The sequence below is a fragment of the Nostoc sp. 2RC genome (assembly GCF_014222165.1).
GTDB lineage: Bacteria > Cyanobacteriota > Cyanobacteriia > Cyanobacteriales > Nostocaceae > Nostoc > Nostoc linckia.
The window spans coordinates 1-15,438 of the sequence record NZ_JACKZU010000189.1; the positions used below are offsets into that span (position 1 = coordinate 1).

Annotated in this window: 9 protein-coding genes; 8 read left to right on the top strand and 1 reads right to left on the bottom strand. The window is 35.4% G+C overall.

Features of this window, described 5'->3' with window-relative positions; all coding sequences use genetic code 11:
* Nucleotides 1-1,424 precede the first annotated feature (1,424 nt).
* From GNE10_RS20295 to GNE10_RS20330, 8 genes are all read left to right on the top strand, one after another.
* Entirely contained in the window at nt 1,425-2,864 is a 1,440-nt protein-coding gene (locus GNE10_RS20295; protein WP_185566711.1) for a sugar transferase, read from the top strand.
* 292 nt (nt 2,865-3,156) lie between these two features.
* Nucleotides 3,157-4,587 (top strand): oligosaccharide flippase family protein, encoded by a 1,431-nt coding sequence (locus GNE10_RS20300; protein WP_185566712.1) that lies wholly within the window; start codon nt 3,157-3,159, stop codon nt 4,585-4,587.
* A 113-nt stretch (nt 4,588-4,700) separates the two neighbouring features.
* Nucleotides 4,701-5,678 (top strand): glycosyltransferase family 2 protein, encoded by a 978-nt coding sequence (locus GNE10_RS20305; protein ID WP_185566713.1) that lies wholly within the window; start codon nt 4,701-4,703, stop codon nt 5,676-5,678.
* A 204-nt stretch (nt 5,679-5,882) separates the two neighbouring features.
* Nucleotides 5,883-6,959 carry an acyltransferase gene (locus tag GNE10_RS20310; protein ID WP_185566714.1) on the top strand — a complete coding sequence of 359 codons (1,077 nt, stop codon included), beginning with the start codon at nt 5,883-5,885 and terminating at the stop codon, nt 6,957-6,959.
* A gap of 68 nt (nt 6,960-7,027) precedes the next feature.
* Complete coding sequence (locus tag GNE10_RS20315) at nt 7,028-8,305, top strand: O-antigen ligase (protein ID WP_185566715.1); 1,278 nt, start codon at nt 7,028-7,030, stop codon at nt 8,303-8,305.
* A gap of 48 nt (nt 8,306-8,353) precedes the next feature.
* Entirely contained in the window at nt 8,354-9,457 is a 1,104-nt protein-coding gene (locus tag GNE10_RS20320) for a glycosyltransferase family 4 protein (protein WP_185566716.1), read from the top strand.
* 124 nt (nt 9,458-9,581) lie between these two features.
* Nucleotides 9,582-10,778, top strand: coding sequence for a glycosyltransferase family 4 protein (locus tag GNE10_RS20325; RefSeq protein ID WP_185566717.1), 1,197 nt, complete (start codon nt 9,582-9,584; stop codon nt 10,776-10,778).
* 324 nt (nt 10,779-11,102) lie between these two features.
* Nucleotides 11,103-13,316, top strand: a complete 2,214-nt coding sequence (locus tag GNE10_RS20330; protein ID WP_185566718.1) for a polysaccharide biosynthesis tyrosine autokinase — start codon at nt 11,103-11,105, stop codon at nt 13,314-13,316.
* A 323-nt stretch (nt 13,317-13,639) separates the two neighbouring features.
* Here GNE10_RS20330 and GNE10_RS20335 read toward each other — a convergent pair whose 3' ends face one another.
* Nucleotides 13,640-15,037, bottom strand: a complete 1,398-nt coding sequence (locus tag GNE10_RS20335; RefSeq protein ID WP_260446953.1) for a right-handed parallel beta-helix repeat-containing protein — start codon at nt 15,035-15,037, stop codon at nt 13,640-13,642.
* Nucleotides 15,038-15,438 lie beyond the last annotated feature (401 nt).

Sequence of the window (15,438 nt, forward strand, 5' to 3'; positions counted from 1 at the left end):
CCATATATTGATATTACTTAATCATTTGTACTTTTTTGCCTATCTATATTTTTCACTCCAGGGAAAATCTACACAGGAAGGAAAATAAATTTTTCAAGGATTTTTTCATAACGCAGGCTTTTTAGTTTCCAGAGAGCTTCAATCACACTTTTCGTTTTGAATTATAAATTGATATTTTTTGCAAAAACCTCTCCATCGGATATTTAAAATTTTATATTGAGTTTGAAATTTTTATAATCTTTTGCTTTAGCTTTTTGAATTAAAAACTATATGACCACAGAAGAATAAAAGTTTGAATCGTTTTAAGTAAATTAGCTTAGCAAATATAAATAATAGTGGAATTACGTTATCCTTTTTATCGCCTTTTATCTTAACCAGTTGAGTGAAAAAATAATTATTACCGAATCTTCATTGTGTTTCTTGGTATGTAAAATTACTGTAAAGCCTTAGTACAAGTAGCTGCAATAATTACGGTAATTCAGTAGAATTTCTACATACGCAGTTAGTTACGTAAGTCCGTAGTTTCTAACACATCAAACTAAATCAATTCTAAATCTAATCTGAAACCAAAGAACAGCCAAAATAATTGACTTTCTCAAGGAGTAAAAATGCCTATAATGCATAGATAACAAGCCTTGTACCTCTTAAACATACTTGAACAGTGCTTCAATTCCTCAAAACTCATTTTTACTGTTTCATATTTGCCGAACAGCTTTGTTAGTTTTGTGAAACTACATCTTGTTTGTTACAGTCACATTGACAGGATGCTCCCTTGACAAAAGTGATTTATCAATTGAAGGCTTTTACTGAATTTGCCATCTATTATGTTGATTCACATCCTTCAAGAATTAATAAAAATCTAACCAGAGTACAAAGAAATGTAAACTTTTGTAACAAAATTCAACAATTTTGATGCATTTCGTTATATGTTATGTCTGTATGTTTTTTTAATCAGTAATTATGCGTAAACAATCAAAAAGCCTTGAAGCAAAACAAAACAAGTGTAGTTAAACATACAACATTAACTTTGTAAGGGGTATAGTTTTTTTGAAAGCCCAAATCTGTGTAAGAGCTTTAACGGCCTGGATAATGTATTACGCAAGTTAGAAACTCTAATACCCTGACCTAGCATATATAAGTTATTAATGTCAGGAACTGCATTGAACTATAGTTTAATTAAAACAACATCCTTACCTTTAGACTAAAGCCCAAAGTTTCGAGATGCTACGTTGTAAAAAATGCTGAAATTTTGGTTGATGTTCGTACTGAGACATTTGAATACATTTTTGCTCAAGAAATTAACTTTACTCCAAAAAAGTGAGTAAATATTCAACTACAGAATTTAGTTTTCTTTAAAAGACATGTGAAATACTTCACTCGCATATATTTCCATCCAACTTTAACGAGACCAAGTGTTACTAACTATGAGTAATCAAAGTATCGCAACAAACAAATTAAGTGAAGTGCCTTTGGATCTACGTGCATCTTCAATTGTGAAAGTACGCAAAGGTTCCTGGTGGCTGAGACTAACAACACTATTTTTAGTAGATTGCACTCTTTTATCCTTAGCTTGGATTTTAGCTGGATACCAATCTGCTGACAGTTTTTCTTCGGGTAGCTCAATTAATTATTTGCCGATATTCATCACAATTGGAATTCAAATAGGATCGCTAGCCCTAGAAGGTGTTTACCGAGAAGGCCAAAAACGGTATGACTATCTAAATATTATCAAGTCACTAACTTTTGCTCACGGATTAATACTATTTATTTGTTTGATATATCAGCCGATTGTAGATATCGCAAGTCAGAGATTAATACTTTTGTCTTGGTTGTTCAGTACATTTTTTGTTTGTACTGGTAGATATAGTGTCAATCTAGTTCTAGAATATCTCCGTAAGCAAAAGAAAATAGTTCGTTCTTCTGTATTTATTATCTCCGATCCTCAAGACCAGGAGCAAATAGCAAGTTTCATCAAGAAAGAGAAACATTACATTGTATCTGGAACAGCAAATGCTAATGCCTTAGACAGATATCAACGCCAACAAACATTGAATCAACTTAATCAGCTAGGTGTCACAGAAGTCTTCATATCCTGGGATGCTTTGAAGAATAGAATGTTTCTATGTTGGTTATTTCAAGCATCAGGTATACAAGTACACATTATACCGATGGAATTAAAACCAATTTATAGAAACGTAGAATTCAACAAAGTGGGAGGAATGCCTTGTCTGAGTTTGGATTGCCCGATAATTACAGGTAAAGACTTTTGGATCAAGCGTATTTGTGATTTTTGTGTCTCCACTATCTTCGTAATGTTAACATTCCCCATCTACATAGCTATAGCTATAGCTATAAAGTTGGATTCTCCTGGCACAGTATTCTACAAACAAACTCGTATCGGTCTACATGGAAAACAGTTCAAAGTATGGAAGTTTAGAACCATGAGATCTGATGCAGAGAAATTGCAGAAGGAACTGGAAGCTTTGAATGAGACCAAAGATGGGATTATTTTCAAAATAAAAGATGATCCTCGCATTACTCGTGTTGGAAAATTTCTCCGTCGTTACAGTTTGGATGAATTACCCCAACTTTTTAATGTCATCCTTGGAGAAATGAGCATAGTTGGCCCTCGTCCTTTACCAACTAGAGATGTAGATAAGTTTTCTGAACATCATTTTATTCGTCATGAAGTTTTACCTGGTGTTACAGGACTTTGGCAAGTTTCAGGTCGTTCAAATATTTTAGATTTTGAACAAGTTATAGCCCTGGATATGAGCTACATAGAAAATTGGTCGCTGAGTTTAGACTTTGAGATTCTCATCAAAACAGTAATGGTGGTTTTGAAAAAAGAAGGTGCGTATTAAAAGGAAGTGAGTTACTATCGTTGAGTTTAGATTAATTAGTTAATTACCAAACTCAACGAAGTATACTCTTCTTCACAAGCAAAAACTATTTAAATAGTTTTTGTTTGAGTTACTTTTTTAATCAAACTGACATATAACTTCGTAACAGGTCAAAATTATCTTCAAAAATGAATTGTCAAATAAAGTTAATTTAAATTCTTTTCAATGATATTTGTACCTTTTAATTTTTTTGAAAAATTTTTCTACAGAGATTTACGGTTTTTACAATTATCAAAATTAAGCTGATTACTATATGGTAAAAAACCGTAAACTAATAAGTAATTCACTGTCAATGGTAATTAATCGTTTAACACAAAGTATCACAGCCTTTGTGTTGACAGCTTCTATAGCTCGCACATTAGGAGCAGAAGCCTTAGGACAATATCTACTAGCATTTACTTATTACTTTATATTTGTCAACATCGCCTCACAGGGTTTAAAGACTTTATTTACCAGAGAAATAGCCCGTGAACCAGAAAAAACATCACTTTATTTAATAAGTGGAACCTGGTTGCAGTTAATTTTCAGTTGCTTCAGTTATGTAGTTTTAGTAATCATAGTATTTCTATTGCCCTACACTTCTGAAACTTCCACTGCTTGTTACATCATGGGTTTAACAATCATTCCGTTTTCACTTTCTAACATTACTGAGGCAATTTTTCAAGCAAAAGAAAAGATGCATCTAATTGCCCTAGCAACAGTTCCAGTGTATGTGATGCGTTTATTCATCATGCTCTGGTCAATGCAAAGGAATTATGGAGTTGATTATTTAGCGGCAATTTTAGTAATTTCAGAATCAATAATTCTAGCTATTGAATGGATTTTAATCACTAAATTTGTTAAAACTAAATTACAAATTGATAAAGCTTTTGTTTGGAAAACACTTAAAAATGCACGGACATTCTTTGCAATTGAAGGACTAGCTGTAGTCAATGCTAGAATTCAAATTTTGATACTTTCATTATTAGGAAGTGAATTTGTAATCGGTGTTTATGGTGGAATTATGCAATTATTCCAGCCATTTTTGATAGTTGCAAATAGTATAGGTATAGCACTGTTTCCCCGATTATCAAAAGCCGTGAATGAAGGGCGGGATAAACAGCGAAACATTATAGAAAAATGTATTGAAATTTTATTAACTATTGGATTACCTTTATGCGTTGGTCTGCTGTTTATTGGTAAAAATTTACTAATTCTTATATATAATCCTAGCTTTTCTCAAGGAAGTTTAGCTCTTAGTATTATTGCCATATCATTAATTTTCCTACCCTTCAATCAATCATTATCTTTTTTACTTGTGGCAAATGGTTTTGAAATTGTAAATTTGCGTCAAGTAGCTATTAATACCATATTAGGAAGTTTATTAGGTCTGATATTAGTGTCGCAATATAACTTACTGGGGGCAGCGATAATGGCTTTGTTAATGAGTTTTATTGCTTTTAGTCAGTATATTTATTTCACTTATACTTTAGTATTTCCATTAAATTTATGGAAAATTATCCGAAATCCTTTGATAATTAGTGTTTTAATGGCAATTGTATTTATAGTTTTAGAAACAATAAATTTGAATTTGTTATTAACTATGGCGATCGCCACTTGCTGCTATATATTATTCGTTAGTTTGTTGAGTATTCATGCTTTAGGTAAAATTCCTATAGCTTGGGAAAAAATTGTCAAAAAATAAATGCTTATTTATCGTTGATTTTCTTGTTTGAATAACTTGTAAAACAATAAATAAAGCATCAAGTTTAATAAATATGGTAATTATTCAAAGAAAAAACAACTCCAAATATGCCAATGACAAACGAAAGTAACCAACCAATAGTCAGTGTAGTTATTCCTACACGTAACAGACCACAAATTGTTGTCAGAGGTGCTAAAAGTGCCTTGAGTCAGACACTACAATCCATTGAAGTGATTGTGATAGTGGATGGCCCAGATCGGCAAACAGTCGATGCGCTATCTCAGATAGGCGATCCCAGACTCAGAGTAATAGAATTACCACAAAATATTGGCCCATCAGGTGCTAGAAACACCGGGGTAAGGGAAGCTAAAGGCACTTGGATAGCATTTTTAGATGATGATGACCAATGGCTACCACAAAAATTGGAACGTCAATTAGAATTAGCGACTAGTTCTACTTATGAGTTTCCAGTTGTTGCCAGCCGTTTCATTTCTCGGACTCCAAAAGGTGACTTTATTTGCCCAAGAAGGTTACCTCAAGCCTCGGAACCTTTAAGCGAATATCTTTTTGTTCGGAACTCTTTTTTTAAAGGAGAAGGATGCATACAAACCTCTACTCTTTTTGTGAAAAAAGAGTTAATGGAAAAAATGCCTTTAGAAGAAAAATTTCCCAGACACGAGGATTGGGAGTGGTTGCTGCGGGTGAATGCAATGGAAAATGTACAAATTCTATTTGTACCTGAAGCGATGGCAATCTGGCATTCAGAAATGGGAATCAAACGTTTGAGTAACGTTCATGATTGGAAATATTCTTTGGATTGGATTCGTTCAACTCGTCATTTAGTAACACCAAAAGCTTATTCAGGTTTTATTGCAACAATTGTTAGCCATTTTGCGTCATCAGCAGGTGATTGGAAAGCTTTTTTGCCTCTATTGTGGGAATCTATACGCTTGGGTAAGCCAAGACCAATGGATATATGTTTGTACTTAACAATGTGGTTAATTCCTCAAGATCTCAGACAGCGAATTCGTTCTCTTTTTAAAAAAAATTCCCAAACAAAACCAACTGTTTTGAAAGAAATCTCACCCTGAAGTGAGTTAATTGACTGATATACTGGGGTATCAAAAAGATGTGTTGTCAGTTAAACCCCTTGATGTGTCTCATTAACTGGCAACTCATATAAACTGTACCTCTAACTGGCTATCAGCAATACTGCAACATTACTCAAATACTTTTATGTTTATCAAAAGCCATAGAAGTGAATTTAATTTTTCAAATCTACTCTGCATAATGATATGAACAAAAAATTGAATTTGCTACAAGTATACCGTGGTATTGCTGCTATCCTCGTAGTCTTATCTCATGGTGGTCGTATCCTTTCTCGCGAATTCGATCGCAATACTTTATTACAAATATTTCATTTTGGTTGGATAGGCGTTGATTTCTTTTTCGTACTAAGTGGATTTATTATATTTTATATACACCAATATGATATTGGTAAACCAAATAAATTAAAATCTTTCATTATCAAACGATTTATTCGCATATATCCATTGTATTGGATTGTTTTGGCTACCAAACTTCTAGCTTCTACGTTTGCCAATTATAAAGATACGATTTTGCAAACAAGTGCAGGTGAGGTTTTTAAAGCTTTTTTATTACTGCCCCAAGACAATGATATCCTTAACACTAAATTTATTGGTGTCAGTTGGACGCTTACTTATGAAATTTTTTTCTACTGTCTGTTTGCGGGATTAATTTTGTTCAACACCAAGATTTACAAAGCTATAATCGTTGCTTGGATAACTGGTGTCATTCTCAATCTATTCAATCTTTTACCAATTAGCAACAATTTTTTATTAATGTTTATATTTGACGAACACAATCTAGAATTCGTCCTTGGTTGTTTAGCTGCATATACTATCTCTCAATCCAAATTTAAGTTTAAAAATTCATTAATATACACTTCTCTTTTTCTTTTGGTATTATCAATAATCAATACAAGAGATGGTGAATTTAATATATCAGGTATTCCCACATTAATAGGCTATGGTCTACCCTTTACTCTTCTAATTATTGGCTCTGTATATTTAGAAATGTCAAGCAAGATCGATGTACCATTGATTTTAATTTACCTGGGAGATGCTTCTTATTCCATATATTTAACACATGGTTTTTTCTTAAGTAATATCAGTAAAATTTTGGATGCGTTAGCAAGAAAGAGTGCAGTATTATACACAATAATCAATTTCAATATCATTGCCTTCGTCACTGTGGTCATAGCAGTAACTATGGGATGCTTGATTCATACTTACCTAGAAAAGCCATTAATTAAAAATCTCAGAAACAAAGTATTTGCTAAAATTACCTGAAACAACTATACACTCAGGCAACTAGTTTAATCTCTTGTCTGTGTCCACCATGATGCATACTCCAAACAATGAGAAAACTTCTACTTTCTGCCGAACAACTACTTACAGTTATTTGCTTAATAATTTATTCAGGAACTCCATTAGATCCATTCCTGACTGATGGCTTCACCTTGCAAGAAGGTGATAGAACCATATTTAGATTGCTTTATACTCTGACATATGCAATAGCTTTTTTATTAATTATTCTACGATGGAAGAAAGTTATCTACGTTATTAGTAAAAATAGGCTTATTTGGCTCTTAGTTGGAGTTTGTGCAATTTCTAGTTTTTGGTCTTTAGATCCAGATACAACTATACGTAGGGTTTTTGGTCTAGTAGGAACTACATTTTTTGGAGTTTATTTAGCTTCGCGCTACACCTTAAAAGAACAACTGAAAATGTGTACTTATATGCTTGGCATCTCAGCAATAGCGTGTTTCCTGGTTGTTTTTTTGATGCCCCAATATGGCCTTGGAGCGGATGAACATGCAACTGCTTGGAGAGGAATATATTCACAGAAAAATATCCTTGGTAGGAGATTTGCACTGAGTGGAGCAATATTTTTCTTTATTGCTATGACTACTCAGCAAAATCGCTGGGTTTCGTGGCTTGGTTATATGGCTTCTGCAATACTTGTGTTATTTTCAAGCTCAGCAACATCTTTAGGCAATCTACTCGTAGTTACAGCAGCTTTTCCTGTATATCACAGAATTTTACGCTTTAGGTATACAATCTTGATACCTACCTTGACATTTATAGCCACTGTAAGTATTGCTTTTTATGCCTTGTTTGTAACATACGCCGATCAAATTTTGGGAAGCGTAGGTAAAGACACTACGTTAACTGGACGCTCAGAGATATGGCCTGCTGTCTTCGAGATGATAGGGAGAAAACCCTTACTTGGATATGGCTATGGAGCATTCTGGTTTGGTGCTGATACTTCTGGTGCGGCCTATGTACAAGAGTCAATAGGATGGCCTGCTCCTAGTGCCCACAATGGATTTTTGGATCTCTGGTTAGCTGTAGGTTTAGTGGGACTTTTAGTTTTCCTAGCGGGATTCTTAACTAGTTTTTTCCGAGGCATATATTTAATCAGATTAAATAAAGTATTTGAAAAGAATGTATGGCTACTAATATATTTAACCTTTATCGCTTTTTCCAACTTTACTGAAACTATATTAATCGAGCAAAATTCAATTGAATGGACACTATATGTGTCGGCCATTTTATCAAGTCAAGTATCTCTGAATTTCAACAAAAATTATAAAAATACAATTGGTGTACATACTGAACAATTGGAAATTTAAAATGTTCAAGGTAATTAATAATAAAATGTCACATTTCAGCTAAAGAAGATGAATAAAACTAATCCTATTAAGATTGTCATGTTAGGCCCTAGCTTACTTCAGCAGGGGGGTATTTCTGGTTACGAAAAGCTGTTTTTGGAGTATGCTCCTCCTGAAGTAAAAGTATGTCATATAATTACCCATGAAGAAGGAAGTGTAGTTAAAAAAATTACGATATTTTTGAAAGCTATATGGAAATTTTTATGGATATTACTCAAGCAAGAGGCTGATATTGTTCAACTTCAAATTTCTCAGCGTGGAAGCATTTTGCGACAAGCAATTATGATACTTTTAGCTTGGGTATTTCGGAAACCAATAATAATACATGCTCATGGTAGTCAATTCCATCTCTTCTACGATGGATTACCAAAATCCATACAGCAACTGCTAAATTGGATATTTAGCAAGTGCCAAAGGCTAATTGTATTATCTGAAAGTTGGAAAAACTTCTATATAAAAAATCTTGGTCTAGAACCGGAAAAAGTTGTAGTTTTTTATAACCCAGTAAAAATTCCTGTAGAAGTTCCAAATCGTTCAATCTCTGACAAAGTTAATTTACTCTTTTTAGGACGAATTGGCCAACGTAAAGGAGCATTTGACTTGATCGAAGCCATTTCTCTATTGCCTAAGGAACATCGAACTAAATTGAGTCTGATTATGGCAGGAGATGGAGAAGTAGAACAAGCGCGCAATTTAGTTACTACTTTAAATCTAGAAGATTACATCAAATTACCTGGATGGATAGGCTCAGATGAGCGCGATATTCTCTTAACTCAGGCAAATATTTTTGTGCTGCCATCTTACAATGAAGGTCTCCCATTAGCAATGTTGGAAGCAATGGCTTGGGAATTACCAGTTGTAGTTACACCAGTAGGTGGTATACCTGAAATAGTTACTGATTTAGAAAATGGTTTCATTGTTAATCCAGGGAATCCAGAGGAGTTATCAAGTTCTTTAAAATCTTTGATTGAAAATGAAGATTTGAGGTTTTCTTTGGGATTTAAAGCCAGAAAAAGTGTATTTGCTCTTGATATAAAAAATCATTGGATTGCTTTCCTGAAGTTATATCATTCGTTATTAAATTTAGATGTTCCAGTAAGTCTAAAAAGTTAGTAATTACAAAGATTGCAAATTAGGAAAATCTAAATATGCAGCTTACTAACAGGGTTTCTCAATAAAGAAGCACATTACACAGCTGACAAGTGTTTTCGTAAAACAATTAAGAATTTAAGTCATCATGGCATTAGCAAAAAAAGTATTAATTATCGTTGAAAATCTGCCAGTTCCCTTCGATCGACGAGTGTGGATGGAAGCAACTACTTTGCAAAAAGCAGGATATGAAGTTGCCGTAATTTCACCTACAGGTAATGGTTTTGATAAAGACTACGAGGTTATTGAGCAAATTCACATCTATCGTCATCCTCTACCACCAGAAGAAAGTTCGGTGGTTGGGTATCTCAGAGAGTATAGTTGGGCGATTAACTGGCAATTCCGTTTAGCCCAACGGGTGTGGCGAGAGCGTGGTTTTGATGTCATCCATATTTGTAATCCACCGGATTTACTTTTTCTAGTAGCAGGATGGTTTAAATTATTTCATGGTGTACGCATTCTTTTCGATCATCATGACCTCAGCCCTGAGATGTATGAAGCTAAGTACCAACGTCGTGACATTTTTTATCAGGGATTACGGTTGGCTGAACGCTTGACATATGGAACAGCAGACATCGTAATTTCAACCAACGAATCCCATCGGGAGGTAGCTATTACCCGTGGGAAAAAGAAACCAGAGAAAGTCTTTGTAGTTCGTAGTGCGCCAGACCTATCCCGTTTTCGTCGAATGTCTCCAAATCCGAATTACCGTGCAGGTAGGGACTACTTGGTGGGTTACATGGGTGTTATGGGGGAACCAGAGGGAATTGATTATCTCCTGAGAATGGTCAATTACATTGTTCGGAAAAAAAATCGCCAAGATATTCACTTTATGTTGATCGGCAGTGGCCCTGCGGCAGACAAGCTCAAAGCCTTATCTAAAGAATTGGAAGTAACTGATTTCGTAGAATTCACAGGATTTAAACAAGGTGAGGAGCTTTTAGAGCGGCTCTCCAGTTGTGATGTGTGTGTGGAACCATCTCCTACATCTGCCTATAACGAAAACTGCACCATGAATAAAATTCTTGAATATATGGCTATGGGTAAAGCAATTGTGCAGTTTGATTTACGAGAGGGAAGACGTTCTGCACAAGAAGCTTCTCTCTATGCCAAACCGAATGATGAAGTGGAGTTTGCTGAGAAAATTCTAGAGCTTCTAGATTCCCCTGAACGCAGAGAAAAAATAGGAGCCGAGGGGCGACGCAGAATGGAAGAGATACTTGAGTGGCAGTATCAAGTTCCGAAACTTTTAGAGGCATATGATAAGATTTTTCAAAGTCAGTAATTACCACCTTAAAATTTTCTAATCATTACTCATGAAGTTGGGTAATATCTAAATACTTAATATTGATACTGCGTCAAATCGTTAAGAAACCCTAAAATCAGCTAAAACCCATAGTTTTTCAAGGTTATTTCTGACGCATGTGGCGCAATCATACAAGAATGTGAACTCAATTTGTAACTTATATAGTCTATACTGTGTGTTATGCGTAAGGTTTTATGGTACAAGTGCTGTTAATTGTAGTGCCTTGTGCTTGCTCTAAGCCATAATATCTTTTAGTTTATCGCTCAAAAACTGTACTTTTGAAGATTTATGTCATAAAAATTTATGGAATCTAGAGAAACTCTTGATTTAGACCTTAATCGTTATTTATTGATGTTGAAACGGTGGTGGGTACCTGCTGCCACCATTTTTATAGCTACAGTGATGCTCAGCGCAGTGGCTACAAGGTTTATCAAGCCGTCTTATGAAGCAGAAGGAAAATTATTGTTCAGAATTCCTTCTTTTAAAGTAGTGGGATCTAACCTTTTGCCGACAACCACAGAAGGAGGATCTACAGGAGACCTCAAATCACTAATAGCATCTCAAAATCCTATAAACACTCAGATAGAAGTTATTTCGTCTCCTGCTTTATTGCAGAAGACAATAGATAAATTACAACTCAAAGATCAAGAAGGTCAACCCTTAACAGTAAAAGCTCTACAAAAATCGCTGATATTAAAAATTATTGGCGGAACGGATGTATTACGAGTTACTTATGCGAGCCTTAACGCTGAAGAAGCTGCCGCAGTGGTCAACACAGTGATGAATGTTTATGTAGAAAATGATATTCTCACAAATCGTTCAGAGGCAGCATCAACTCGTCAATTTATTGCTAGGCAGCTTCCAAAAACTCAAGAGGCTGTTGATAAAGCAGAACGAGAACTACGTATATTTAAGCAGAAAAACCGCATTGCAGATCTAACAGAAGAAACAAAGTCGGCCGTCGGGATTATTGGAAATTTAAATAACGAAATTAATACTGTTCAGGCTCAATTGGATGAAGTCAATGCTCAAACCAATGAACTGCGACAGAAAGTAAATTTGAGTTCTCAAAATGCGATCGCTGTCAGTGCCTTGAGTCAGTCACCAGCTGTACAGGGAATATTGACACAACTTCAAGATATTGAGCGGCAGTTAGCAAGTGAGCGTAGCCGTTTCCAAGATGATAACCCAGCAATTATTAATTTAGAAGCAAAAAAAGCTAACTTAAGAGCTTTACTACAGCAGCAAATTTCCCAAACAGTTGGTAGCAACGCACAAGTTCCTCAAAATTTATTGCAAATTGGAGAACTCAGACAAACTTTAATCCAAGATTTTCTGCAATCAGAAGTGCAACGTTTTGGTTTAAGTCAAAGACTCGCTTCTTTGTATAATTCTCGCACCAACTATCAAAAGCGCGTGCAAGTAATACCACAATTAATACAAAATCAGCGGGAATTAGAGCGGAAACTTGAAGTTGCAGAATCAACATATCAAACTTTATTGAAAAAAGTTCAAGAATTACAGTTAGTTGAGAACACCAATACAGCAAGTTCTCGGATTATTGCTCAGGCTTTAGCGCCCACTGACCCAGTAGCAGGCAAAAAATTTCTCGTTTTACTCTTAGGAGTAATGTTGGGTTTATTTTTAGCTACAACAACTGTTCTATTCTTAGGTATGAGAGATAGATCTCTGAAAACACTCAGAGAAGTTAGAGATATATTTAGATATACCTTACTGGGAATTGTTCCTCTGTCCGTGAAAAAGGTTCGCTCTCGTTTTTCAAGTGCAGAATCAATAACTCAAAAAGTTGCTGTCCGAGACATGCCTTACTCTTTAACAAGTGAAATGTATCGGATGATTCAAGCAAATTTAAAATTCTTGAGTTCCGATAAAGTACTGAAAACAATTGTAGTCACTAGCGCAGTTCCTAAAGAAGGCAAGTCTACAGTTTCAGCGAATTTGGCAGCAGCGATCGCTCAACTAGGACGTAAAGTTTTACTAATTGATGCAGATATGCGAGTTCCTTCTCAGCATCATCTGTGGGAATTAACCAATGCAGTTGGTTTAAGTGAGGTTCTTGTAGGTCAAGCTGAATTTAATACGGCTGTATCCAAAGTAATGGATAACCTTGATGTCTTAACAGCTGGAGTTAGACCTCCCAACCCACTTGCTTTGCTTGACTCAAAACGTATGGCATCATTAATTGACAATTTTTCATCCCAATCTAATTATGATTTTGTCATTATTGATGCTCCTCCCCTTCTATTAGCTGCTGATGCTTTAACCTTAAGTCAAATGACTGATGGGATTTTGTTAGTAGCTCGTCCTGGAGTAATTGATTCTAACAGTGCTAACGCGGCTCAAGAAATGTTAGAAAGATCCAACTATAATGTGCTGGGTTTAGTTGTCAATGGCATCATTGATAAAAATGAATCTAGTACCTATATGTATCATGGTCACGAATATTTCCAACCAAGGGAATTGACCAAAGAATTTAAGGGACTTGCCAAAAAATAAAAGTTCCACTGTAGTTTATCTTGGTTATGCCAACATTTATTACACCAATCAAACGTTAAGCGGAGCTTTGTTTGCTCCGCTTTTAGTTCAGATGGTATTTATTTGATAACAATCTTAAGAATTACAACTTTATCTAATACTAATTGAAAAAATAATGCGACGTTCTGTCGGTTTTCTTAGTGCATGAACTTTTAATTGGTATAACGCTTTGTAGTCCTTTGTCAGCCTCCAGTAAAAATAGGTTGTAAACAAAAATACTGTAGAAATCAGAATTTTGCTATACAACCCATTCGTAAACTATTTAGTACTACTTAAATTCAGCACTATTGAATTTCGTATGCTCCTCTATCGGTTGCTGAACCTCTTATACGGGGGTTACCGAGAAAATCAGTTTTCAAGAAATCGAACTTAGTACCACTATTAATTGCTCGACTTGTCGATCTCACTCTAAAATCCTTGCCGCCAGCATTAACAAACTGCGGATCTGCGACAATATCGTTAGAACCCCTACCACTTGCGCTATAACCATTACTGTTATAAAGGTTATAGTTGAAAGTGGTGTTGATATTTTTTCCGTTGTTCATGTTTATCGGCTTACCACTTTGAGAATAGAGAATGTTATTTAGAACTCTCACATTCCTAGTGTCATTCATCGAGATTTGTCCGTATGAAATTTCTGGAGTCTGGTTATTCATGTAAGAAGTGTTATTGATGACATCGATATTGTCAGTTCTAAATGCATGAATGCCACCACCACCATTTTCATACACAACGTTGTTAGCAATCAAAATACGGCCTTGATACGGTGGTAATTTCGATCCCGCCTCATCATTTCTTCCACGGTCAAAAATCATTCCGTTACCGTCTTGTTTCTTGCCGTTATAAATCCAGGGAACGTACAGTCTATTTCTGTAGACCTTGTTGTTCGTTATAATCATTCTGTAGCTGCTCTGATTCCCGTCATAGTTCCAATTCTTTAGAAAGGAAATGCCACTACAACCAAAGGGTGAATACCAAGCATTATTATATACTTCGTTATCACTCACCGTTACGTAATCCACTTCAAGTCCTGTAATGCCTCCTCCTCCACAGTCATGTATCTTGCTGTTGAGAATACGAATATGATGAGGCCGGGCTTTTGTTCGCCCATCTATAGTAATGCAACTGCCGCTAGTTCTTGGGTTTCCAGTGTTATATTGTTGACTCAGGGCATAGCTGAGACTGATATTACTGTTATTTCCTTCAATTTCTATGCCGTTGACCTCGATGTAGGAAGCTCCATCTTTAATCCAAATTCCATGCCATCCATCGTGCTGGATTTTCGGCGAATGTCCAGGGTACGCTTTATATGTAATCCATGCATTTGACGAACCTGAACGTGTAATCACTAATACCGAGTTTGCTGGGCTTGAATTCCTGTATACTCCATTCATTAAAAATACTGTATCACCCGCTTTGGTGAGGTTTGCCGCTCTTTGAGGAGTTCTAAACGGCGATGAAGGAGTGAGTCCGCTATTGTTGTCGTTGCCAGTACCGCTAACGTAATATGTCGTCCCAGCAGCAGTAATAGCACTGATGAGCTTGCGATTGGGTAGTTTATTTTCTTGAACAGTGGATGATTGAGGAACATCTCTAACTACATCTCTAACTACAGACTCTGTTATCTTCTGCCCTTGAACCATACCCGTTAATGCCCAGGGAAGTACAACAGATGCACTCAAACTGAGAAAACTCAAACCATGAATCATCATAGGAAAAAAAGGTTATGTTGCAAAAACTGAACTGTCAATGGTTACTAACTCTAGCCTTAGTAAGTAACTCAGTATTCGATCCGGCCGTATAACTGCCATTTGTAAGTTTATACACGGTTTTTTAGGTTTGCACCTGCGAATTTCCGCGTAAATATTGATTAAATGCTTTTTGAGATTGTGTTCTAAAAACTAGCAATTCTGTAGTAAAAATACTGATAATAAGCAATCAGTATGCAGAATTACAATTTTTAACGAACACTAAGCATTGGTACAAATGGCGTCATTTATAATTCGACATCATTCTACTGTGTATATGTGGGATCTGTAGTTAAGATAGTGTATCTCTCATCAATCAGTTAATTTACTTAAAT

What these genes read in the sequence shown, in the direction of transcription:
- GNE10_RS20310 (WP_185566714.1), top strand. Translation starts at nt 5,883, where the DNA reads ATGAACAAAAAATTGAATTTGCTACAAGTATACCGTGGTATTGCTGCT.
- GNE10_RS20330 (WP_185566718.1), top strand. Translation starts at nt 11,103, where the DNA reads ATGGAATCTAGAGAAACTCTTGATTTAGACCTTAATCGTTATTTATTG.
- GNE10_RS20300 (WP_185566712.1), top strand. Translation starts at nt 3,157, where the DNA reads ATGGTAAAAAACCGTAAACTAATAAGTAATTCACTGTCAATGGTAATT.
- GNE10_RS20320 (WP_185566716.1), top strand. Translation starts at nt 8,354, where the DNA reads ATGAATAAAACTAATCCTATTAAGATTGTCATGTTAGGCCCTAGCTTA.
- GNE10_RS20305 (WP_185566713.1), top strand. Translation starts at nt 4,701, where the DNA reads ATGACAAACGAAAGTAACCAACCAATAGTCAGTGTAGTTATTCCTACA.
- GNE10_RS20315 (WP_185566715.1), top strand. Translation starts at nt 7,028, where the DNA reads ATGAGAAAACTTCTACTTTCTGCCGAACAACTACTTACAGTTATTTGC.
- GNE10_RS20295 (WP_185566711.1), top strand. Translation starts at nt 1,425, where the DNA reads ATGAGTAATCAAAGTATCGCAACAAACAAATTAAGTGAAGTGCCTTTG.
- GNE10_RS20325 (WP_185566717.1), top strand. Translation starts at nt 9,582, where the DNA reads ATGGCATTAGCAAAAAAAGTATTAATTATCGTTGAAAATCTGCCAGTT.